Origin of the sequence: Nocardia flavorosea NBRC 108225, assembly GCF_001613385.1 — a bacterium.
In the GTDB taxonomy this organism is placed as follows: domain Bacteria; phylum Actinomycetota; class Actinomycetes; order Mycobacteriales; family Mycobacteriaceae; genus Nocardia; species Nocardia flavorosea.
Window position 1 is genome coordinate 139,142 of sequence record NZ_BDCG01000016.1, and the last position, 21,980, is coordinate 161,121.

The 21,980-nt window shown below is 67.3% G+C and carries 23 protein-coding genes and 1 riboswitch; of the genes, 13 read left to right on the forward strand and 10 right to left on the reverse strand.

What is annotated here, in order from left to right; all coding sequences use genetic code 11:
- Window positions 1-4: 4 nt before the first annotated feature.
- The 5 genes from phnC to NFL01S_RS20940 all read left to right on the forward strand — a co-directional run bounded on the left by phnC (window position 5) and on the right by NFL01S_RS20940 (window position 4,975).
- Window positions 5-823, forward strand: a complete 819-nt coding sequence (gene phnC / locus NFL01S_RS20915; protein ID WP_062977802.1) for a phosphonate ABC transporter ATP-binding protein — start codon at window positions 5-7, stop codon at window positions 821-823.
- Complete coding sequence (gene phnE, locus NFL01S_RS20920; protein ID WP_062977804.1) at window positions 820-2,412, forward strand: phosphonate ABC transporter, permease protein PhnE; 1,593 nt, start codon at window positions 820-822, stop codon at window positions 2,410-2,412. The genes phnC and phnE overlap by 4 nt, the downstream gene beginning before the upstream one ends.
- Window positions 2,388-3,401 carry a zinc-binding dehydrogenase gene (locus NFL01S_RS20925; RefSeq protein WP_062977807.1) on the forward strand — a complete coding sequence of 338 codons (1,014 nt, stop codon included), beginning with the start codon at window positions 2,388-2,390 and terminating at the stop codon, window positions 3,399-3,401. The genes phnE and NFL01S_RS20925 overlap by 25 nt, the downstream gene beginning before the upstream one ends.
- 412 nt (window positions 3,402-3,813) lie before the next feature.
- Window positions 3,814-4,188: an immunity protein Imm33 domain-containing protein gene (locus tag NFL01S_RS20935; protein ID WP_157116767.1), complete on the forward strand. Its 375-nt coding sequence runs from the start codon at window positions 3,814-3,816 to the stop codon at window positions 4,186-4,188.
- A gap of 403 nt (window positions 4,189-4,591) precedes the next feature.
- A complete protein-coding gene (locus tag NFL01S_RS20940) occupies window positions 4,592-4,975 on the forward strand; it encodes a nuclear transport factor 2 family protein (protein ID WP_062977813.1) in 384 nt (127 codons plus the stop codon).
- A gap of 239 nt (window positions 4,976-5,214) precedes the next feature.
- Here the strand turns inward: NFL01S_RS20940 and thiD are convergent, their stop codons facing one another.
- Together thiD and NFL01S_RS20950 are read right to left on the reverse strand one after the other, a co-directional pair.
- Window positions 5,215-6,054, reverse strand: coding sequence for a bifunctional hydroxymethylpyrimidine kinase/phosphomethylpyrimidine kinase (gene thiD / locus NFL01S_RS20945; RefSeq protein WP_062977815.1), 840 nt, complete (start codon window positions 6,052-6,054; stop codon window positions 5,215-5,217).
- A 73-nt stretch (window positions 6,055-6,127) separates the two neighbouring features.
- Window positions 6,128-6,685, reverse strand: a complete 558-nt coding sequence (locus tag NFL01S_RS20950; protein ID WP_062977817.1) for a TetR/AcrR family transcriptional regulator — start codon at window positions 6,683-6,685, stop codon at window positions 6,128-6,130.
- Window positions 6,686-6,716: 31 nt separating this feature from the next.
- Between NFL01S_RS20950 and NFL01S_RS20955 the strand changes: the two genes are divergently transcribed.
- The gene (locus NFL01S_RS20955; protein ID WP_062977819.1) at window positions 6,717-7,973 is read left to right on the forward strand and encodes a KasA/KasB family beta-ketoacyl-ACP synthase; all 1,257 of its coding nucleotides are present in this window, start codon (window positions 6,717-6,719) and stop codon (window positions 7,971-7,973) included.
- A gap of 127 nt (window positions 7,974-8,100) precedes the next feature.
- Here NFL01S_RS20955 and NFL01S_RS20960 read toward each other — a convergent pair whose 3' ends face one another.
- On the reverse strand, window positions 8,101-8,784 hold the full coding sequence (locus NFL01S_RS20960) for a TetR/AcrR family transcriptional regulator (RefSeq protein ID WP_062977821.1): 684 nt from the start codon (window positions 8,782-8,784) through the stop codon (window positions 8,101-8,103).
- A gap of 26 nt (window positions 8,785-8,810) precedes the next feature.
- Between NFL01S_RS20960 and NFL01S_RS20965 the strand changes: the two genes are divergently transcribed.
- The 3 genes from NFL01S_RS20965 to NFL01S_RS20975 all read left to right on the forward strand — a co-directional run bounded on the left by NFL01S_RS20965 (window position 8,811) and on the right by NFL01S_RS20975 (window position 11,678).
- The gene (locus tag NFL01S_RS20965) at window positions 8,811-9,932 is read left to right on the forward strand and encodes an epoxide hydrolase family protein (protein ID WP_062977823.1); all 1,122 of its coding nucleotides are present in this window, start codon (window positions 8,811-8,813) and stop codon (window positions 9,930-9,932) included.
- A gap of 106 nt (window positions 9,933-10,038) precedes the next feature.
- On the forward strand, window positions 10,039-10,431 hold the full coding sequence (locus NFL01S_RS20970) for a YciI family protein (protein WP_062977825.1): 393 nt from the start codon (window positions 10,039-10,041) through the stop codon (window positions 10,429-10,431).
- Window positions 10,428-11,678, forward strand: a complete 1,251-nt coding sequence (locus NFL01S_RS20975) for an RNA polymerase sigma factor (RefSeq protein WP_062978186.1) — start codon at window positions 10,428-10,430, stop codon at window positions 11,676-11,678. Before NFL01S_RS20970 ends, NFL01S_RS20975 begins: the two co-directional genes overlap by 4 nt.
- A 388-nt stretch (window positions 11,679-12,066) precedes the next feature.
- On the opposite strand, the gene NFL01S_RS20985 is transcribed toward NFL01S_RS20975, so the two are convergent.
- Window positions 12,067-12,420 (reverse strand): nuclear transport factor 2 family protein, encoded by a 354-nt coding sequence (locus tag NFL01S_RS20985; protein ID WP_062977829.1) that lies wholly within the window; start codon window positions 12,418-12,420, stop codon window positions 12,067-12,069.
- A gap of 117 nt (window positions 12,421-12,537) precedes the next feature.
- Here NFL01S_RS20985 and NFL01S_RS20990 point away from each other — a divergent pair, with 117 nt between their 5' ends.
- Window positions 12,538-13,317: a helix-turn-helix domain-containing protein gene (locus NFL01S_RS20990; RefSeq protein WP_062977830.1), complete on the forward strand. Its 780-nt coding sequence runs from the start codon at window positions 12,538-12,540 to the stop codon at window positions 13,315-13,317.
- A gap of 114 nt (window positions 13,318-13,431) precedes the next feature.
- Entirely contained in the window at window positions 13,432-14,055 is a 624-nt protein-coding gene (locus tag NFL01S_RS20995) for an NAD(P)-dependent oxidoreductase (protein ID WP_062977833.1), read from the forward strand.
- An 80-nt stretch (window positions 14,056-14,135) separates the two neighbouring features.
- Here NFL01S_RS20995 and NFL01S_RS21000 read toward each other — a convergent pair whose 3' ends face one another.
- The 3 genes from NFL01S_RS21000 to thiC all read right to left on the reverse strand — a co-directional run bounded on the left by NFL01S_RS21000 (window position 14,136) and on the right by thiC (window position 17,635).
- Window positions 14,136-15,284: a GTP-binding protein gene (locus NFL01S_RS21000; protein ID WP_280507572.1), complete on the reverse strand. Its 1,149-nt coding sequence runs from the start codon at window positions 15,282-15,284 to the stop codon at window positions 14,136-14,138.
- A gap of 23 nt (window positions 15,285-15,307) precedes the next feature.
- On the reverse strand, window positions 15,308-15,904 hold the full coding sequence (locus NFL01S_RS21005; RefSeq protein WP_062977835.1) for a hypothetical protein: 597 nt from the start codon (window positions 15,902-15,904) through the stop codon (window positions 15,308-15,310).
- A gap of 102 nt (window positions 15,905-16,006) precedes the next feature.
- Window positions 16,007-17,635, reverse strand: a complete 1,629-nt coding sequence (thiC, locus tag NFL01S_RS21010) for a phosphomethylpyrimidine synthase ThiC (RefSeq protein ID WP_062977838.1) — start codon at window positions 17,633-17,635, stop codon at window positions 16,007-16,009.
- A riboswitch (TPP riboswitch) is annotated at window positions 17,627-17,750 on the reverse strand. It overlaps the preceding gene by 9 nt.
- A 215-nt stretch (window positions 17,751-17,965) precedes the next feature.
- Between thiC and NFL01S_RS21015 the strand changes: the two genes are divergently transcribed.
- Window positions 17,966-18,544 carry a Uma2 family endonuclease gene (locus tag NFL01S_RS21015; RefSeq protein WP_245670814.1) on the forward strand — a complete coding sequence of 193 codons (579 nt, stop codon included), beginning with the start codon at window positions 17,966-17,968 and terminating at the stop codon, window positions 18,542-18,544.
- Between the two features lie 342 nt (window positions 18,545-18,886).
- Here the strand turns inward: NFL01S_RS21015 and NFL01S_RS21020 are convergent, their stop codons facing one another.
- From NFL01S_RS21020 to NFL01S_RS21030, 3 genes are read right to left on the reverse strand one after another with little or no spacing between them, the layout of a single operon-like run.
- Entirely contained in the window at window positions 18,887-19,702 is an 816-nt protein-coding gene (locus NFL01S_RS21020) for an exodeoxyribonuclease III (RefSeq protein ID WP_062977841.1), read from the reverse strand.
- Between the two features lie 33 nt (window positions 19,703-19,735).
- Window positions 19,736-20,743, reverse strand: a complete 1,008-nt coding sequence (locus NFL01S_RS21025; protein ID WP_062977843.1) for an N-acetylglutamate synthase, CG3035 family — start codon at window positions 20,741-20,743, stop codon at window positions 19,736-19,738.
- A complete protein-coding gene (locus NFL01S_RS21030; RefSeq protein ID WP_062977845.1) occupies window positions 20,733-21,323 on the reverse strand; it encodes a peptide deformylase in 591 nt (196 codons plus the stop codon). The genes NFL01S_RS21025 and NFL01S_RS21030 overlap by 11 nt, the downstream gene beginning before the upstream one ends.
- A gap of 243 nt (window positions 21,324-21,566) precedes the next feature.
- Here NFL01S_RS21030 and napA point away from each other — a divergent pair, with 243 nt between their 5' ends.
- The gene (napA, locus tag NFL01S_RS21035) at window positions 21,567-21,911 is read left to right on the forward strand and encodes a nucleoid-associated protein NapA (protein WP_033246371.1); all 345 of its coding nucleotides are present in this window, start codon (window positions 21,567-21,569) and stop codon (window positions 21,909-21,911) included.
- Window positions 21,912-21,980 lie beyond the last annotated feature (69 nt).

Consider the following 21,980-nt stretch of genomic DNA (forward strand, 5'->3'; position numbering starts at 1 on the left):
TCCGATGCCTCCCGCGCCGCACCGTCCGACCGTCGCCGGCGACGACACCGTCATCTCCGCGCAGTCGGTCACCAAGAAATTCGGCGAAACCACCGCGCTCGACGATGTGTCGTTCGAGGTACATCGCAGCGAAATGGTCGTTCTGCTGGGGCTTTCCGGCTCCGGAAAATCGACCCTGCTGCGTTGCTTGAACGGCCTGCACCCGGTGAGCTCGGGCCGGGTGGAGGTCGACGGAACCCGCGTCGACCTCGCATCCGGAGCCGGCCTGCGCGCTCTACGGCGTGAGGTGGGATTCGTCTTCCAGCAGTTCAACCTGGTCGGGCGGCTCAGCTGCCTGGAGAACGTGCTGATCGGCGGGCTCGGCCGGATCGCGCTGCCCCGCTACGGGGCACTCACCTACCCGAAACGGATGCGGGCCGAGGCGCTCCAGCATCTCGACCGGGTCGGGCTCGCAGATCTCGCCGAACGCCGCGCCGATACGCTCTCCGGCGGCCAGCAGCAGCGGGTCGCGATCGCGCGTACCCTCATGCAGCAACCCAAGGTGCTGCTCGCCGACGAACCCGTCGCCTCCCTCGACCCCGAGAACGCGGGTGTGGTGATGGACCTGCTGTTCCGGGTGTGCATCGAGGAGAAACTGACGGTGCTGTGCACACTGCACCAGGTGGATCTGGCGATGGGGTGGGCGCACCGGCTGATCGGGTTGCGCGGCGGGGCGAAGGTGCTGGACCGCCCCGCGGTGGGTCTGTCCCGGGACGAAGTCATGGAGATCTATCAGCGCGTCGAACCGGCGGTGGCCGGGGCGAATGCGGTCGAACCACGATGAGTGCGCTGCTCGCCCCGTCCCGGCCCGCCGCGAAACCACCGGTACCGAACTCGATTCGCACCGTGCTGCTGCGGACCTGCGCCGCGACGGCGGTACTGGCCACCCTGGCCGGCGCCTGGTATATCGAGTTCGCGCCGGCCGCCCTGATCGACGGTCTCGACGATATCGCCGCGCTACTCGAGCGGATGCTGCCGCCGCGGCTCGACGACCCCGTCCGCATCTCCTCCCTCGCCGTCGAAACCCTGCTGATGGCGATACTCGGCACCGTGCTGGCCGCGCTGGTCTCGGTGCCGCTGGCGTTCCTCGCCGCCCGTAACACCACCCCTCATCCCGTGGTCTACGGTGCGGCGAGGGCCGTCATCACGTTCTGCCGGGCCATGCCGGACCTGCTGTTCGCGGCACTGTTCGTCCGCGCGCTCGGAATCGGTGTGCTGCCCGGCATTCTGGCGCTGGCGCTGCATTCGATCGGGATGCTCGGCAAACTGTTCGCCGATGCCATCGAGCAGACCGACCCGGGCCCGCGCGAAGCGGTGCGCGCGACCGGGGCCGGATACTTCCGCGAGATGCTGAACGCCGTCGTCCCGCAGGCCATACCGTCCTGGATCAGTACTTTCGTCTACCGCATCGATATCAACCTGCGGATGTCGGTGGTACTCGGTTTCGTCGGCGCCGGAGGTATCGGCTTCGCCCTCCAGGACGCGCTGCGCGGTCTGATCTATCCGCGTGCCCTCGGCATCGTCGCCGTGATCCTGGTGATCATCGCGGCCATGGAAGTCCTCACCATCGTCATCCGCCGCACCCTGCTGACACCGTCGAAAGCGGGTCCGCGCCGAGACCGGCAGACACGCTTCGCCTTCGGTGCGCTCCTCGCATTCACCTGCCTGGCCTCGCTGGTCGTCCTCGATATCGACCCGTTCGCGCTGTTCACCTGGCCGTGGCCGTCGTTCGAGGTATTCGGCCGGATGATCCCGCCGGACTTCGGCGCACTCGGCGCCGACCTGTTCGACGCCGCCCTCCAGACCATCGCCATCGGCCTGGTAGCGACCGCGATCGGGGTAGTGCTCTCCATTCCGCTCGGAATTCTCGGTGCTGCCGATGTCGCACCACATCCGACGCTGTACTGGCCGGCCCGAACCTGGATCCTGGTGGTGCGGGCGGTACCGGAACTGATCATCGCGGTGGTGTTCGTCGCGGCGCTCGGCCTCGGCCCGATCGCCGGAACCTGCGCGCTGGCCATCGGTTCCATCGGTTTCCTCGGCAAACTCGTCGCCGACGCGGTCGAAGAGATCGATCCCGGGCCGCTCGAAGCGGTACGCGCGGTCGGCGGCGGCTGGTGGAAAACCCTGTTCGCCGCCGTCATCCCGCAGGCTGCCCCGGCACTGATCGGTTCCAGCCTCTATCTGCTCGACGTCAATATCCGCACCTCGACAGTGCTGGGCATCGTCGGGGCGGGCGGTATCGGGTATCTGCTGTTCGAAGCCATCCGGACACTGAACTTCGATATCGCGGGCGCGATCGTCCTGGTCGTCTTCGTCATCGTCTACACCATCGAAAGGCTGTCCGGATGGATACGCTCACTCGTCGTCTGACCCGCGCCGCCGTCTGGTCCGCCGACGGGGTCCGGGTCTGCGACGTCGAGCTGCCGACTCCCGGGCCCGGGGAACTGCTGGTCCGGGTGGACCTGGCCACCGTCTGCGGTAGCGATCTGCACACCGTCTCGGGGCGGCGCCCGGCGCCGTCGCCGTCGATCCTCGGACACGAAGCGGTCGGTCGGGTGGTCGCCGCGGGACCCGGCGCCGATCAGGAGGTCGGCGGCCGCATCGTCTGGTCGGTCACCGCCGCCTGCGGTCGATGCGCCCGCTGCAAGCGCGGCTTCACCGCCAAATGCGAACAGGTGCGCAAGGTCGGGCACGAGGCATTCACGGGGGACTGGCCGCTGTCCGGCGGATACGCCGAACACATCCTGCTACCCGCCGGAGTCACCACCGTCACGGTCCCTCAACCGGTGCCCGACGCTGTCGCGGCCCCCGCCGGTTGCGCGACCGCGACCGTCATGGCCGTACTGGAGGCGGCCGGGGACCTGGCCGGTCGCCGTGTGCTGATCTGTGGGGCCGGGATGCTCGGTGTCACCGCGGTCGGCGCCTGTGCCGAACGCGGTGCGCACGTGTTGATCAGCGATCCCCATCCGGAGCGATGCGATCTGGCCGTCGGATTCGGCGCCCGCCCGGACACCGGCGGACCGGTCGATATCGCCTTGGACTTCTCCGGTTCCGCCACGGCCGTGGCCGCCGCGCTGTCCCGTATCGATCTCGGTGGGACGCTGGTACTGGCCGGTTCGGTCACGCCGGGATCCACCGTTGCATTCGATCCCGAAGCGGTGGTCCGCGGCTGGCTCACGATCACCGGCGTACACAATTACGAACCCCGCCACCTCGTGCACGCAGTCGAGTTCCTGAGCAGGACCTATGACACGCTGCCGTGGCACGGCGCGGTCGCGGCTCCGGTCGGGTTGGATGCGATCGATACGGTTCTCGCGCCCCCGCCGCGGGGGGTGTTACGCGCTTCGATCAACCCGTGAATCGCCGAACCCGCTCCGGCTGCCCGGCGCCGGTTCTCCGCGGCGCGGTCCGCGCGATTGTGCGGCATGATGGTTATCGACACTCCGGCTGGGCGTCAGCTGCGCCGGGAACCGGCCGGACCCGAATCCTGCGAGAGTCGAAAGAACTGTGGAGCAACGCCGGACGGCGGCCGGGGTCGCCGGCACGCCGAATTCACCCTCGAATACGTTGCCGATCCCCTCACCGAACGGGGTATCGATTGGCTCATCACCGGATCGGAGGAGTCCATCCGGTCGGTGAAACCGTCGGTATCGGCTGGATGGATTGCTATGTGACAGACCGCGAAGACGGCACCCTGGGGCTGTGTGAGCCGGACTTCGCGCAATACCCCGTGACAGTGGTTCCCGGGGCGGCGAATGCGCTGGAACAAGTGTGGTTTCAGATCGAGGTCGCCAAAAGCCTGCGCCTGGAAACCCCGAGCTGGACTTCCCCAACTATCTCCAACCGGCCTGGACCTGCGACGCGCCGACCGACACCGAAACCGCACTGATGCACCGTTATCCGCACGACGAGCACGGATCCGGCTGGTTTGTCGGTTGCCGCGGCGAAGCACGCCAGCACACGGACGCGACGCTTCGCAGCACGACCCTCTACGAACTCGCCGTGACCAGACCGGTGATCATCGGTTACCTCGCACTGCCCGAGCACTGCTCGATCGCCCTGGGCGCCGGCACCCCCGAAGTCACCCGCCGCGACGAACGCCTGTCTTTCGCCCCGGAGTCACTCCTGGGAAGGATGTTCGGCTGACCTGGTAACAAGCTCCACATCGCCTCGGGCCGGCAGCGGGACTATCCGATCGAGCGTATCCGCGATCAGCGGCGCTGCACTCGTGGTTCCGGACCGCCCCACTCTGACAGTGCAGTTCGGCCGTCGGGCAACGACACAGTGAACTCCTGCCGCCGAACTACTGTCGCCGCATCGATGGTTATAGCCGGGTTGGCGATTATTTCCGGTTCGCGGCTGCGTCGGCATTCGATGAGGGCAATCGCCGCGCCGGGTTGCCCTGGTATCCGATCACCTGCTACGCCGTGCGCTGAATCGTGATTTCCGAGTTGCGCTCATCGGGCGCGCGGGCTGCGATATTGGACTACCCTGGGCACCCGTTACGGAAAAGCGTTACCCATGTGGGTAACTCGGCAAGGAGCGGTTGATGTCGGTACGGAAACTGGCGGAGGAATACTACGGGCTCATCGACTCCGGACGGCTGGACGAGGCCGCCGCGTTGATGACCGATGACGTGAAGCTGACCTTCGCGAACGCCGAACCGGTAACCGGCCGGGACGCGGCAACCGCGTCCATCCAGTATGTACTCGACCAGACCACGAAGATCGAACACAAGGTGGTGCATTGGATCGAACCGCATCCGGCCACCGACGGTGTTACCGAGGTGATGTTCGAGATCCGGATCCACTACTGGCTGAAGAGCGGTAAAGAGGTCGATATTCCGGGAGCGGTGTACGCGACGGTGAACGCGGACAACAAGATCACCGAACAGCGCCTCTACGGCGACCTCACCGAGGTTTTCGCCGGCTGATTCGGCGGCGGGCCGGGGCCGGGCTCCGGCAAACCCGGGTTCGCTGTGTTCGCGATCTCCTCCCGGGTACCCACGGCGAAGGCCGAGGACGAGCGTCCCGGCCGACGCTTCAGTTGTCGGAGGTGCCGATGCATCGGCGGTTCGGCCACGGACCAACCGGAACCTCGTTGTTCACGCCACGCCGTTGTGGTGTTGTTCCGTAACGCACTCAGTATGCGCGCGGGCACCGACAGGTTCGGTCAGTGCAGCCGCCACAGCGGGGATACCGGACCGTGCCCTGTGCCGAGGTCGTAGGCGGCGTCGAGGCAGCGGCGGGTCCATTCCTTCGCGAATTCGAACGCGTCGGGAACCGAGTAGCCGTTGGCCAGTGCGCAGGCCAGGGCGGCGGCCAGGGTGTCGCCGCCGCCGTGGTCGTTACCGGTGGCGATGCGGGGCGCCCGGAATTCCAGGAAACGTTCACCGTCGAACAGCAGGTCCGTACTGTCGGCGGAGGTGCGCAGATGCCCGCCCTTCACCACCACCCATTGCGGGCCGAGCGCGTGCAAAGCCTCGGCCGCCGTGCGTGCCGAGGCCGAATCGGTGACCTGTACCCCGGTCAGCAGCCGGATCTCGTCCAGGTTCGGCGTGACGATCGTGGCCAGCGGGAACAGCGTGTAGCGCACCGCATCCAGGGCCTCGGCGTGCAGGAGCGGGTCGCCGTGCATGGATGCCGCGACGGGGTCCACCACCAGCGGCGCCGAACCGTCGCGCCCGATCCCGACCTCCCGGCAGACCGCGGCGACGGCCTCGATGATGGCGCTGGACGCAAGCATCCCAGTCTTGGCGGCACCGATCCCGATATCGCCGGCCACCGACCGCACCTGATCGGCCACCACCTGCGGCGGAACCTCGTGGAACCCGCTCACCCCCACCGAGTTCTGCACGGTCACCGCGGCAACCGCCACCAGCGCATGCACTCCGCACAGCGCCATGGTCCGGGTGTCGGCCTGGATTCCGGCGCCGCCACCCGAATCGGTCCCGGCGATGGTGAGCACCCGCACCGGGGTCTGTCCCGGTGGGGTCAACGGCAACAAATTCACGCAGTCACCCTACGCGGGCCCGGTCGCGGCAGGGTTCGGTGTCGACGGTCCCACCCCTGTGCGACCCGGATCGTCAGCGGATGGTCTGGTCGATGAGGCGGCGGGCCGCGCGGTCGGTGCGTTCGGTATCGCCGGTGATGAGGCGGTCCTGGAGGATGCCGCGGAGGCCGGAGATCAGCAGGGTGGCGACGACTTCGGGATCGTCCGGTGAAACCAGTTCGCGTAGCCGGGTGGTCAGGGTGGAGGTGAAGGTGGCGATGGCCTCGCCGGCGTAGCGGGCGTACGGGGCCGCGGGGGCGCAGGCCGCGCCGAGGACTTGCAACATGACGGTGTTGCTGACGGCTTCGGGGCCGGCGGCGTTGGCGCGATAGAAGTTCCACAGGCGTTCGCGGAGCGCGGTGGCGTCGTGGATATCGGCGAATACGGCGTCGAGGTCGGGGCGGTGGGTGGACAGGGCCTGGACCAGCAGTTCTTCTTTGGTGCCGAAGTAGTAGATCAGCATGCGGGAGCTGGTGCCGAGTGCGGCGGCCAGGGGGCGGAGGGAGAGGTCCGCAAGGCCGTGTTCGGCGATATAGCCGACGACGGCCTCGAGTAGTTCGGCGCGTTTGGCGTGGTCGAGCGGGCGGGCCATGGGTTGACTGTAGCGAACGCTACAGGTATTGATGAACCCCGTGAATGTACCGATCGCTTCAGGAACTCGGACGGCGTCCGACCAGGTGGTTGTCACCGCCTACGCGGGAGCCACCTCGCTGGCCGACGATATGGACGACACCTGGGCCGCACTCCTGCGCGGCGAAACCGGTATCACCACCCTCGACGACGATTTCGTCACCGAGTACGACCTGCCGGTACGCATCGGCGGCAAGCTGATATCGCATCCCGGCGCCGAGCTGACCCGCGTCGAACAGCGGCGGCACTCGTATGTCGAGCAGCTTGCCCTGGTGCTGGGCCGGCGGGTCTGGGCTGTGGCGGGTCGCCCCGAGGTGGAGGGGGAGCGGCTCGCGGTCTGTATCGGCACCGGCCTCGGCGGCGGCGACGCGCTCATCGACGCGGTCGACGCCATGCGGGCGGGCGGGTATCGCAAGGTTTCACCGATGTCGGTACCGATGGTCATGCCGAACGGTCCGGCGGCGACGGTGAGCCTCGAAATCGGCGCGAAAGCGGGAGTTTTCGCCCCCGTCTCCGCGTGTTCTTCGGGAACCGAGGCGATTGCTCATGCATGGCGGCTGATCGTTACCGGGGAGGCCGATGTCGTGGTGGCGGGCGGCGTGGAAGGTCATATCCACGCCGTGCCGATCGCGAGCTTCGCCATGATGCGCGCGATGAGCACCCGTAACCACGAACCAGGGCGGGCCTCCCGCCCGTTCGACCGGGACCGCGACGGTTTCGTATTCGGCGAGGCCGGCGCCCTGGTGGTCCTCGAATCGGAGCGGCACGCTCGCGCCCGCGGCGCCCGCGTGCACGCCCGGATTCTCGGTGCGGGTATCACCTCCGACGCCTACCACATCGTCGCCTCCGACCCGGCCGGTACAGGCGCGGCCCGGGCCATGCGTAAAGCAATTGCGACAGCGGGATTGCGGCCTCCCGATATCCGGCATGTGAACGCCCACGCCACGTCGACCTCGATCGGCGACGCGTCCGAGGCCGCCGCGATCGGCGCGGTGACACCGGAAGCTTCGGTCTATGCGCCCAAATCGGCGCTGGGGCATTCCATCGGCGCGGTCGGTGCGCTGGAAACGATCCTGACCGCGCTGACGCTGCGTGAACAGATCGTGCCGCCCACGCTCAACCTCGACAACTCCGATGCCGACCTCGATATCGTGCACGGCTCCCCGCGTCCGCAAGCGTGCGAGTACGCGCTGACGAACTCGTTCGGCTTCGGTGGGCACAACGTCACTCTCGCCCTCGGGCGGGTCTGATCCGGCCGAGGGCTTCGTCGGTCGAGTGGACCGATGTCATGCGGCACCGTCGCGCTCGGTGCGAAGAGCCGGGCGTTCGTTGCGGTGCGCTGAGTGGGTCTGGGGTCGCACAGTTGCGGCGTTGTGCCTAATCGGCGCCGGGACCGGGCTTCGGCGCGCTGGGGCCCGGGTCGCGTTTCCAGCGCCAGGCGAATTCCCCGGCGCGGGGTGGCGGGCCGGGCAGTTCGCCGTCGGCGCGCAGGCCGGCGAGTAGGAGGGCGAGGATCCGGCGGCGTAACTGTCCGGTGCGCTCGGCGTCGGGGGTCGATACCGCCGCGCACGCCTCCAGTACGAGGCCGAGGTCTTGGGGGGTCACGTCACGGCGCAGCTGTCCGGACTCTTTCGCTCGCCGGACGAGTTCGTCGTTCACCTTTTCGGAATGCCGGACATCGGGCAGCAGTGACTCGTCGGGGGTGAAGGTGCCGGCGAGGTGGACGGTCAGCGAGTGCACATCGGCGTCGACCACGCGCTCCAGGAACCGCACCAGGGCCTGCCAGCCGTCGGGTTCCTCCAGTGCGGTATCGGCTTCGGAGTTGTAGCGGCGTAGCCCGTCGTGGCAGAGGATGCGCAGCAGTATGTCTTTACTCGGGTATCGGCGGTAGAGGGCGCTGATACCGACTCCGGCTCGTTCGGCAACGGCCGAGATCGGCGCGGTGGCGTCGGCGAGGAAGACTGCTCGCGCGGCGTCGAGGATGAGTCCGTCGTTGCGGGCGGCCTGTGCTTTGCGGCCGGGGAGGGGTTTGCTGGCGGGGGTTTCGGCTGTTCCGGGCATGCCCCGAGACTAACACTTGAAACGGAATGATCCGTTCTGTTACTGTTCCGGCAGAACAAAGTATTCCGTTCCAACCCTTCCGTATCGAGATCCCCGCCGCCGATCTCGACGAGCTGCGCGCCCGCCTGGAGCGCACCCGCTGGGCGGATCAGATCCCCGGCTCCGGTGACGAGTACGGCGTGAGCGTCGACCGCGTACGCCACCTGGCCGATGTCTGGCGCTCGCTCGACTGGCGCGCTCGGGAGCGCAAACTGAACGCCTACCCGCAGTTCCGCACCGAAATCGACGGCCAGCTGATCCACTTAGTGCATATCCGGTCCACGGGGATCCAGGGATTCCCCCTGATCCTCACCCACGGCTGGCCCGGCACCTTCGTCGAATTCCTCGCTCTCGTCGAGCCCCTCACGGCGGCGGGTTTCGACCTGGTCATCCCCTCGGTGCCCGGCTACGGTTTTTCCGGCCCGACAACGGAAACCGGCTGGAACGACGCCCGGATCGCCCGTGCCTGGGCGGAGCTGATGCGCCGGCTCGGCTACCGTCGCTACGGCGCGGTGGGCAACGACGGCGGTTCGGCCATATCGGCGGAACTGGGCCGATACGCTCCTGAACAGGTCGTGGGGATACATGTCGCGCAGGTGTATTCGTTCCCGTCCGGGGATCCCGCCGAACTGGCCGATCTCAGCGCCGACGAGCAGCAGGCCATGGCGACACTGGATTGGTTCGTCAAGAACAAGATGGGCTTCAATGTCCTGCAATCACAGCAGCCGCAGACCCTCGCCCATGCCCTGACGGATTCTCCGGCCGGCCTGCTCGGCTGGAACAGTCAGCTGCTCGGACCCGATCTGGACGACGAGTTCGTCGTCACCAATATCGCGATCCACTGGTTCACCGGAACCGCCGGCTCGGCGATCCGGCATTACTTCGAGAAGGACAAGGCCGCCCAGCCCACCGAACCGAGCACCGTCCCGCTCGCGTTGTCCGGCTCGACCGGGGATTTCCACGGTATCCGGCGTTTCGCCGAACGCGACCACAATGTGGTGTCCTGGCGGACCCACGATGTGCCCAGCCACTATCTGCACCATGCCGCGCCCGCGCTCATGGCCGAGGAGATCACCGAGTTCTTCGACAAGTACCGGGCCGGGGAGTAGGCCGGGAAATCGGGGCTGAATCGATGTCGACTACGCGGCCACGGCTCCGACGTTCCCGGTGAGGATGGATCGGAGTGGTCCATCCACCATCGAGCGAGGAGTAATCGTGAAATACGTAATCCTGATTCATTCGAACCCGCAGCCGTGGGGCCACCCGACCGGCGACTATCTGGCCGATTTCCAGGCACTGCCGCAGGCCGAGCGGGACCGTATCAGCGGTGATTTCGAACGTTTGCTCACCGAGATGCAGGAGAAGGGGGAGTTGCTGGGCGGTGAGGCGCTGGGGTCGCCCGACGCCGCGCGGTTGTACCGGTGGGACGCGGGCCGGGCGGTGTCCGGTGATGGTCCCTACTCCGAGGCCAAGGAACATCTGGCCGGTTTCTTTCTCATCGACGTGGAGGATCACGCGCGGGCCGAAGAGATCGCGGCGGTGTTCGCGGGGCCAGGTGAGACGGTCGAACTGCGGCCCACCATGTGGCCGGGCGGCGACGACAGGTGAGCGCCGATGCGGTGGCCGAGGTGTGGCGCCGGGAGGCGCCGCATGTCCTCACCGCTCTGCTGCGCCGCCATGGCGACCTCGGTGAATGCGAGGATGCCGCGCAGGAGGCAGCTGAGGCGGCCACGGTTCGCTGGGCTCGGGACGGGGTGCCGGACAATCCGCGGGGTTGGCTGATCCGGGTGGCCTCGCGGCGGCTCATCGACCGGGTCCGGGCGGAGCGGGCACGGGCCGGGCGCGAGGTGGCAGTGGCCACGGCGCAGCCGGGTGATACCGGCTTATCGCCCGGCGCCGACCTCCCGGAATCCGGGTCCGCCGACGATACGCTGCGGCTTTTTCTGCTGTGCTGTCACCCGAGCCTCACCCGGTCGTCTCAGGTGGCCCTGACACTGCACGCTGTCGCCGGGGTATCCGCCGATCGGATCGCGGCCGCCTATCTGGTTCCGGAACGCACCATGACGCAGCGGCTCACCCGCGCGCGAGCGATATTGCGCCGGTCCGGCGCCCGGTTCGAACTACCTGCGCAGACGGATCTGCCGGACCGGCTGGCCGCGGTGCTCGACACCTGTCATTTGATGTTCACGGCCGGGCATACCGTCAATGCCGGGGCGTCCGTGCACGATCCCGGCCTGGCGGGGGAAGCGATCCGGCTGACCCGAATCCTGCACCGGGCCGTCCCCGACCACGACGAGGTCGCCGGCGCCCTGTCACTCATGCTGCTCACCCACGCACGGTCCGCCGCCCGGGCCGATGCGCGCGGTGAACTGGTGCCGCTGGCGGAGCAGGATCGTGGCCGGTGGGACGGTGCGGCGATCGCGGAAGGCATCGCGATTCTCGAGCAGGTGCTGCCCCGGGGATATATCGGCCGTTACCAGCTCGAGGCCGCGATCGCGGCTGTTCATTCGGAGGCACCCACCTGGGAGAGCACCGACTGGCGGCAGATCGTGGTGCTCTACGGAATGCTCGACCGAGTGGCGCCGAGCCCCGCGGTGACCCTCAACCGGGCCGTTGCGGTCGCGATGGTCGCCGGGCCGGCGGAAGGGCTGCGGTTGACCCTTCCGCTACTCGACGACCCGTCGATGCGCCGCCACCACCGGACATTCGCCGTCCGCGCCCACCTCCTCGAGATGGCCGGGGACCGGGACGCGGCGCGGGAAAGCTACCGCCGCGCCGCCGCTCTCACCGCGAGTCTGCCCGAGCAGCGGTATCTCAATTCCCGCCTGCGCTCCCTCGATACGCCGCCACCCTGAGGACGGGCTGTCGATATTGCGAACCTCCGGCTGACCTGATGGCTGAACCGCCGCGCACTTCGTGGGTCGATGGGCGTGGGCGATGTAGAGGTCGCCGAGTCCGAGTGCGCGGGCATTGGCTGCCAGTGCGAGCTCACCGGTCAGCAGGTCTTGGTGGACACGGATCCGGTGCAGGTCGTGGGTGGCCCGGAACCATCGTCGAGCCGGAGTCGGGCGCGCTGTGCGGCCGAGGCGCGGGCGGCCGCCCGGGCGAGTGCGGCCGGCCCGCATCCGGTCGGATCGCGTACTCGACGCGGCCGGGCACCCGGCTCCGGCGCGGCCGCGTGAACCGGTGGACCCGCGTTCCGCGACCCCACACCGCAGCGGTGTGGCCGGAGGCGCTGGTGTCTCAGCCGGGCACCTTGTCCAAGAATCCGAGCACGGTCTCGATACGACCCTGCTCATCGGTGACCAGGACGTCGAATCCGATGATCACCGGTTCCGCGCCGGCCGGTCCCAGACCCCACTGGAAACGGACCTGGCGGTGGTGGTTGTCCGGTTCGCCGACCTGGGTGAATACGAATCCGGGGAACTGTTCGTGGACGCCGCCGATGGTGGTGCCGATGGCATCGCGACCCGCCGCGTCGGCGAGTGGATCGGTGTAGGTGGCCGCCGGCGCCCAGTGTTCGGTGAGCAGGGCGGTGCGGGCCCGCGGGTCGGTGCTGTTCCAGGTCTGCAGGTAGATGTGGACGATGTCGTTCATCGGGTGATCCTTCCGGGTCGGGGTGACTGTGTGTTCACAGCATCGCCACGAACCGGCGTGCTGACGATTACCTCGGAGGTAATGGGATCGGCTACCGGAACGGCTAGCCTGTGAAATGTGGCGACATTGGACACCGAATCCCAGGTAGGCGGCCTGATCCGGGCCTGGCGGGAGCGGCGGCGGCTGAGCCAGTTGCAACTGGCCGCGCAGGCGGAGGTATCCACGCGGCATCTGAGTTTCGTGGAGACCGGCCGGTCACGACCCACCCGCGAGATGATCGAGCGGCTCGCGGCGCAGCTGGACGTACCGCTGCGCGAACGCAACGAACTGCTGCTCTCGGCCGGTTATGCACCGCGCTACGGTCAGCGTGACCCGGACGCGCCGGAATTGCGCGCGGTGATGGACGCCTTCCGCACCCTGCTCGACGCACACCTTCCGCATCCGGCGCTGGTACTGGACCGCTGCTGGGACGTGGTCGACCGCAACCCCGCCACCGATGTGCTGCTGGAGGGCTGCGCCCCGGAACTGCTGGAACCGCCGGTCAATGCGATCCGGATCTCCTTGCACCCGGACGGCCTGGCGCCACGGATCCGCAACCTGGGCCAGTGGCGGGGGCATCTGCTGAGCCAGGTTCGGTCCCGGCTGGCAGTCACCGGGGATCACCGCTTGCGGTCATTGCTGGAGGAGGTATCGGCCTATCCGTGCCGGGATACGGGGACAGCGGCGCGGGCGGACGTGGTGGTGCCGCTGCGGTTGAGCATCGGCGATACGGAGTTCTCCTTCTTCAGCGTCGCCACGTCGGCGATGTCGGCCACCGATGTGACGATCGACGAGTTGCATATCGAGGCCTTCTATCCGGCGGATGAGGCGACGGTGCGGGCTTTCCGCGCGCAATAGCGCCACCTGTAGACGCTCGCTTATGTAGAAGAGCGTTCGAGCGATGTTCCGTCTCGCTTCTGGCGGGTGTACTGGATTCAGTAACCAGCCAACGATTTTCGATCAGGAGCGGATATGCGAATCGCGATTTTCGGAGCCACCGGCACGGTCGGCCGCCACATTGTCGACCAGGCGCTCGAACGGGGGTACGAGGTCACCGCGCTCACGCGGGACGCCGCCCGGATCAGCCGGATCCACGAACGACTGCACATCGTGGAAGGCGATGTGCTCGACCCCGGCGCCGTCGAACGCGCCGTTACCGGCCAGGACGCGGTCCTGGTGGCGCTCGGTAACGGTCGCAAGGGAGTGGTGCGGGCCGAGGGCACTCGGACGGTGATCGAGGCGATGAACCGGACCGGAGTGAAACGGCTCGTCTGCCAGTCCACCCTCGGCGCCGGCGACAGTCGCGCAAACCTGAATTTCCTGTGGAAATACATCATGTTCGGCCTGCTGCTGCGCCCCGCCTACGCCGACCATCAGCAACAAGAGGCCTATGTCCGGGCCAGTGACCTGGATTGGACGATCGTGCGCCCCAGCGCTTTCACCGACGGTCCCCGTACCGGTACCTACCGGCACGGATTCGGCCCGGACGAAACCGGTCTCGAGCTGAAGATCGCGCGGGCCGATATCGCGGGCTTCTTGCTGGATCAGGTCACCGACCGCACCTATGTGCACCGGGCTCCGGGCCTGTCCCATTGAACTCGGCGGTAGCGCACCACAACCACTGTCGCGTCCGGCGGTTGCCCGGTGCCGCCGGCTGTCCGGTTCGTGAACGAGGGTCAGGAGTGTTCGTGGACGGCGTCCCATGCGGGGAACGGGTCCGGGTAGGCGGCCCAAACTGCCGGTCCCGCCGCGTATTCGGTATCGGTGAGGAGCGCACCGTCCAGCATTTCCCGCAGGGCGGTGCGATCGAGGCCGACTCCGATGAAGACGATTTCCTGTCCTGCCGGGATTTCCAGCGACGACCACCAGGCGGCGGGTTCGAAGGTGAGGTTCGGGCCCGCCTGCGACCAGACGGCGGCGAGTCCGGGCCGGCTCGCAATCCAGCAGAAGCCTTTGCTGCGCAACATCCGGCGCACCTGAGCCAGTGCGTCGGCCAGGCGCTGCGGGTGGAACGGCCGGTCGGCGCGGTAGGTCATACTGCTGATTCCGTATTCCTCGGTTTCCGGTATATGCCCACTTGCCAACTCTTCCGCCCAGCCCTCGGTGCTCGCCGCGGCCACCGGATCGTAGCGGCCGGTGCCGAGTACCTTGCCCAGGTCCACGATGCCGTTGCTGGTGCGAATCAGTTCGGCCTGTGGGTTCATCCGCCGAACGGCCGCTTCCACGGCACCCACGATCTGCGGGCTTACCAGGTCGGTTTTGTTGATCAGCAGGACATCGGCGAATTCCACCTGGTCGGCGAGTAGATCGGCGATACCGCGCTCGTCGCCTTCGCCGGCTTCGAGATTGCGGGCGGCCAGGGTTTCGCCGCGGGTGATCTCGGTGAGGAATGTGGAGGCGTCCACCACGGTCACCATGGTGTCGAGGCGGGCGAGTTCGCCGAGGGAGAAACCGTCCTCGAATTCCCATTCGAAGGTCGCCGCCACCGGCATCGGTTCGGAGATACCGGTGGATTCGATCACCAGCTGATCGAATCGCCCCTCGCGGGCGAGCTTTCCCACCGCCTCGATCAGATCCTCACGCAGGGTGCAGCAGATACAACCGTTGGTGAGTTCGACCAGCTTTTCCCGCGTCCGGTCCAGATGTCCTTGGCCCGCGACGAGGGCGGCGTCGATGTTGACCTCGCTCATATCGTTCACGATGACCGCCACCCGGCGTCCTTCGCGGTTGGCGAGTATGTGGTTGAGCAGGGTGGTCTTTCCGGCGCCGAGGAAGCCGGACAGCACGGTCACCGGCAGCGGGTGGGGAAGCACAGAACTGATCACCAGCAAATGATAACCATTTTCATTTAGGTGGCTTTGCCCGGGCTCCGGACCAGGCGCTGGCGGACCGCGATGATCAGGCAGAGCCCGGCGCCCAACGTGGTCGCGTAAACCGGGAAGGCCCATACCGCGGGCTCCCACACGGTGATCGTGAGCAAGGTGATGATCCCGTTCACTGCCACCAGACCGAAGACGAGCGGGTTCTCGGTGCCGGGCGCCGACCAGGCCTTACGGAAGGTCGGGATCGCCGCGGCCAGATCGCCGAGCACGGCGAAGATCACCGCCGTCTGCGGATCGTCCCACGCGAGCCAGATCGCCAGCGCTGCCACCGAAGCGGCCCCGCAGAGCAGATCGGCGAACGACAACCGCCAATAGCTGGACCTGTTCGCGAACGACGCGAGGAACACCACTGCCGGGCCGGCGCCCATCGAAAAAGTGAGCACCGCGGGCAAGCCGACACCTTCGTCGAGCTGGGCGCCGAACCCGGTCAGCGACGCTGCGGCCCACAGAAACCACGAGAGGCGATTCGGTTTCACCTCGCCACGCACGGTGAGCAGGGCGTAACTGAGTGTTCCCACCATGCTGAGAGCGGCCCCGAGGAAGACGAACCGTGGATCGATCACCGGTCCACCAGAACACCGGGATACCAGGCCCGGCAAGCGGAGCGCCCGCTCGCCAGGCCAGGCGGCGCCCGCACCAGCTCAGGTGCGGGCGCCGGCCCATCGTCAGCTCGTGACCGGCAGGTACACGCGATTCCCGGAATCGGCGAATTCGGCCGATTTCTCGGCCATCCCCGCCTCGATGGCCGCCGCATCGGTCAAATTGTTCCGCTCCGCGTATTCGCGGACATCCGCCGAAATACGCATCGAACAGAACTTCGGACCGCACATCGAGCAGAAATGCGCGGTTTTCGCCGGCTCCGCGGGCAACGTCTCGTCGTGGTATTCGCGGGCGGTATCCGGATCCAGCGACAGCGCGAACTGGTCGCGCCACCGGAATTCGAAACGGGCCTTGGACAATTCGTCGTCCCGTCGCTGCGCGTGCGGATGCCCCTTGGCGAGATCGGCGGAATGCGCGGCGATCTTGTAGGTGATGACGCCTGTTTTCACATCATCGCGGTTCGGCAGGCCGAGATGTTCCTTGGGTGTGACGTAGCACAGCATCGCCGTCCCGGCCTGCGCGATCATCGCGGCGCCGATGGCCGAGGTGATGTGATCGTAGGCCGGTGCGATATCGGTGGCCAGCGGGCCGAGCGTGTAGAAGGGAGCCTCCTCGCACAGCTCCGCTTCCAGCCGCACGTTCTCCACGATCTTGTGCATCGGCACATGGCCCGGACCCTCGATCATCACCTGCACACCGTGCGATTTCGCGATCCCGGTCAGCTCGCCCAGTGTGCGGAGTTCGGCGAACTGCGCCTCGTCGTTCGCGTCGGCGATGGAACCGGGGCGCAGACCGTCGCCGAGCGAGAACGTCACGTCGTAACGTGCCAGGATCTCGCACAACTCCTCGAAATGGGTGTACAGGAACGACTCCTGGTGATGGGCCAGGCACCACGCGGCCATGATCGACCCGCCACGCGAAACGATCCCCGTGACCCGTCTCGCGGTGAGCGGCACATACCGCAGCAGCACGCCGGCGTGCACGGTCATATAGTCGACGCCCTGCTCGCACTGCTCGATCACGGTATCCCGGTAGAGCTCCCAGGTGAGCGCGGCCGGATCGCCGTGGCATTTCTCCAGCGCCTGATAGATCGGCACCGTCCCCACCGGGACAGGTGAGTTCCGCAGAATCCATTCGCGGGTTTCATGGATGTTCTTGCCGGTGGAAAGGTCCATGATGGTGTCGGCGCCCCACCGGGTGGCCCACACCATTTTCTCGACCTCTTCGGCGATCGACGACGACACCGCGGAATTGCCGATATTGGCATTGATCTTCACGAGGAATTTCTTGCCGATAATGGTCGGTTCGAGCTCCGGGTGCCGGTGGTTGGCCGGGATCACCGCGCGTCCGGCGGCGACCTCCGCACGCACCATTTCCGCGTCGACGCCCTCACGCGCAGCGATGAAACGCATCTCGTCGGTGACGACCCCGGCCCGTGCCCACGTCAACTGGGTATGTGGGCCGGGAACATCCGGTTTCGCCCAGGTATCGCGCAGCTTCGGCAGGCCGGCCTCCAGATCGATGGCCGCCGAAGTATCGGTATACGGTCCGGAAGTGTCGTAGACATCGAAATGCTCACCGTTGGTCAGGGCGATCCGGCGCACCGGTATGCGTAGACCGTCCACTTCCCGGTAGTACTTGACGCTGCCCTCGATCGGGCCCGTGGTCACGGAATCGACAGGTGTAACCGTCATTTTTACTCCCTACGCCGGCATTATCCGGTCAGGTTCATACGGTCGACGGCCCTGAACGCCCGGATGGGCTAGCCGTCCTCTCAGCCCGCTGGTGCGAGCCCCCGTGGGTATGGATTTTTCCGCCGCCGACCTTACTGCATTCACGGCGTCGCCTCCGGCGTCGCGGGATCGGGGCCCTATCCACCCGGTTCTGCACTCTCGCCGGCCGGTCGCCGCGCTCTCTCCCCCCCTGGTCGCTCCAGAACCGGGCGGTCCCGACCGGCGGTGGCGAACTCCTTCGCCCGGGTGTTCGGTGCGGGTTCCAGCGGATCCGGACGATAGGGTCGAACGGTGACGCTCTCGCATGGATCGCTGATGACCGTGGACGAGTTCGAAGAACTCGACGCCGCGGCCCAGCGCATATCCGAGGGACTGCGGCTGGAATACCTCAACGGCCTGCTCGCGGCGAAGGCCCGCCCGGACACGAACCACAGCCGGGTCATCCAGTGGCTGGCCCGTTTCCTGGTACCGCGCAGGTCGGAACTGTGGCTTTTCGCCGACCGCGGCCTGCGGGCCGGCCGCGGTGGGGGCAGCCGGGTACGCCCGGACGCGATTCTTGCGCCCGCCTCGGCGTTCGCCGGGGACGGCGAATGGTCGGATCCGCAGCCGGTGCTGATGACCATCGAGGTCACCTCCCGGGCGCAGCACACCGAACTCCGGGACCGCCTCGACAAACCGTTCCTCTATGCCGCGACCGGTATCCCGCTCTACCTGCTCATCGACCGTGGTTCCGCGGAGATCAATATCCTCAGCGAACCCGACGACGGACGCTACGCCTCTCGGGTGATCCTCCCGTTCGGCACCGATATAGAAATCCCCGAACCACTCAACGTCATCCTCGCCACCGACGCCCTGCTCGACTGGACCTGACCCCCGACCGGCCCCTGATAAACGGCCCGGCCCCCGTCGACAGTAAACCCCCGTAATCCACGGGTGGGGCCCGCCCAGTTCTGGAGCGACGGAGCGGGGAGCGAAGCGGAGGAGCGCAGGAGTGAAGAACCTGGCCCGACAGGGCCCCTCGAGACGAGGAGCGTCTCCGAAATTACCGCCCGCCCCTTCGCGGATGGTCGACTCGACAGCAGGACCGGCAGTGTCTGCCGATCGCAGCACATACTTCCACGGAGGGCTTATCCCGTGCGCCGGGTTCACGGAAGGTCTACCCCGAGCAGCTTCTCGGCCCCCGGCCACACGCACCGGGCACGCGGTGCGATCTCAAATATCGAACTCCGCGATCACCGGCGCGTGATCACTGGCACCCTTACCTTTGCGTTCCTCCCGATCCACCCCCGCATCCACCACGGTCGCCGACAGAGCCGGGGAGGCGAGGACGAAATCGATACGCATACCTTCTTTGCGAGGAAACCGCAGCTGCGTGTAATCCCAGTAGGTATACACACCCGGCCCGGGGGCGAAGGGCCGCATCACATCGCTGAACCCGGTCGCCGTGACAGCCGTGAACGCGTCCCGTTCCGGCGGGGAGGTATGGGTTTTGCCGGTGAAGAACTCGGTGGACCACACATCGTCGTCGGTCGGCGCGATATTCCAGTCGCCGACGAGGGCGGTCTTGGTTTCCGGGTTCTCGGCCAGCCAGCGGGCGGCATTGTCGCGCAGGGCTGCGAGCCAGGCGAGTTTGTACTCGTAATGCGGATCGTTCAGGGCGCGGCCGTTGGGTACATAGAGACTCCACACCCGGACGCCACCGCAGGTGGCCCCGAGTGCGCGTGCTTCGACCGTGGGCGTGCTGATCAGGGCGTCTGCGGCATCCCGGTCGAAGCCGGGCTGGTCCGGGAACCCGATCTCCACATCGTCCAGCCCGATCCGCGACGCTATCGCCACGCCGTTCCACTGGTTGAGCCCTACATGCGCGACCTCGTAACCGGCCTCGGTGAACCGTTCGAACGGGAACTGGTCGTCACGGCATTTGGTTTCCTGTAATGCCACGACATCGATGTCCTGGCGATCCAGCCAGGCGAGCACGCGATCCTGCCGCGAGCGGATCGAATTGACATTCCAGGTGGCCAGTCGCAACTGAATTCCCGTCTGTGTTGAGATGCGCCGAGGCTACGGCGCCGATACGGAACCGCCGGGCACGGCGTAGCGGTAGCTGTGGTGGTCGAGGAAACCCAGCTCGCCGAAAAGTTCCAGTGCCTCCACGTTACCGGCCTCGACCTGCACGTACGCGTGCGTTGCGCCACGGTCGTGCCCCCAGCGCAGCAGTTCTCCGCAGACCAGTGCGGCCAGTCCGTGGCGGCGGTGCGCGGCCAGTACGGCCACACAGGACAGGCCGATCCAGCGGCGGCCGTCCGAGGCGGTGGTGAGGGCGCCGCGGGCGATTGCGATGGGGCTGGGCAGGCCCAGTGACGCGAATCCCAGCTGCCCCTCGTACACCGCGCACAGCACCTCCGGAAGAGGAACGGTGGCGGTATGGCCGCTGGGTTCGTCGCCGCGGTGGCGGTGGATCTCGAGCCAGGCGATATCCGGTTCGGTGGCGATCCGGACCATGGACGGGCCCTGTGGGAGGACGAATCGCTCCAGATCTATGCCGAGTACCCGGGTTTCGCCCCAGCTGTTCCAGCCCGGCGGTACGGTCGCGAGCCGGTCCGGTAGCGCGAGTTGCAGCGGTAGTCCTTTGGCTGCGTACCAGGCGCCGATGCGGTGCAGCGTTTCTGCGTCGACTCGGGCCGGTCCGCTCGAATCACCGATGGGTACAGCGGAATTGGCGCGGCGGGTGTAACCGTGTCCGGCGCGCAGGAGCCAGCCGTCCATCCAGGCGTACTCGGTGCCCGGCCAGCCGTAGGCGGCCGCGGATTCCAGGGTGCGGATCTCGGAGGTGCGAATCGGCCTGGGGCCCAGTGTTTTCAACGCGACGATCCGGGCGGCCGGAATCAGCACCGGATGGCCGTCGGCGCCCATGACGGTGAGCGGGTTGGTCGAAACGACCTCGCCGATCACATCGGTCAGTGGCGGTTCGCTGCCGTCCGGTAGCCGGTAACGGACGACGACCCGCTCACCGACCGGGATATCCGGTTCGGCGGGGTGCTGGCCGGGTTCCGGCCGTTCAGTCGTCATATCCGAACGGGTCCGGATCGGTACCGGGCAGCCAGGTCAGTCCGGGAACGCCCCAGCCGTTGCGTTTCACCGATTTCTTCGCCCCCCGCGCGTGCCGGCCGATGAGCACATCGATGTAGAGGTGGCCGTCCAGATGGCCGACCTCGTGCTGCAGCATCCGGGCGAAGAATCCTGTGCCCTCGATCTCGACCGGTTCGCCGTGCTCGTCGGTGCCGGTGACCTTCGCCCAGTCGGCACGGCCGGTGGGGAACTGTTCGCCGGGTACGGAGAGGCAGCCCTCCTCGTCGTCGTCGGGGTCCGGCATGGTCTCCGGGATCGCCGAGGTCTCCAGAACGGGATTGATCACGGTCCCGCGGCGGCGTGCCATCGTGCCGTCCGCCGCCGGGTCGGGGCAGTCGTAGACGAAGAGCCGCTTGGACACCCCGACCTGGTTGGCGGCCAGGCCCACGCCGTTGGCGGCGTCCAGGGTTTCGTACATATCGGCGATCAGCCCGGCCAGCTCGGCCGGTGTTTCGGTGACCGGCTCGGTCGGGCGATGCAGTACGGGATCACCGACGATCACGATGGGCAGGATTGACATGGTTACGAGCTTATGGGGATGCGTACCGCGGCCGGAAAAGGGCCTGTCCGTGAGCGGCGCGGGCGTGACATCGGCCGGACCGGTCGGTCGACACCCGATTTCTGGTACTGGTGTACCGGACACGCCCGGGCGGACTCGGCAGCGGCCGACCGGGTGTCGTGGTTGAATATCGCAAGGCAGTAACACGGTGACGCGTTCGGTCACGATTCGATCGCATCCGGTGGTAACTCGGCGAGGAGCAAGATGGACGGCGCAGCAGCGCGGGAGCTTTCCGCAACCCAGGGCAGTCCTCCGGCCAATACGAATACGTTCCCCGAACCGGCCCATGATCCCGAGAGCGGCCTGAGCCGTCGCGAACACGAGATCCTGGCCTTCGAGCGGCAGTGGTGGAAATACGCGGGCGCCAAAGAAGAGGCGATCCGCGAACTCTTCGCGCTTTCGCCCACCCGCTACTACCAGGTCCTCAACACCCTCATCGACCGGCCCGAAGCCCTGGCCGCCGACCCCATGCTGGTGAAACGCCTGCGCCGGCTACGCGCCGGCCGCCAGAAATCCCGGGCCGCCCGCCGCCTCGGCTTCCAGGTGTAAACCCCACTCACTCGCCGGTGCGCTGTTCACCAAGGGCCGAACCCGCGCGCCGGAGGCGCGCGGTAGCCA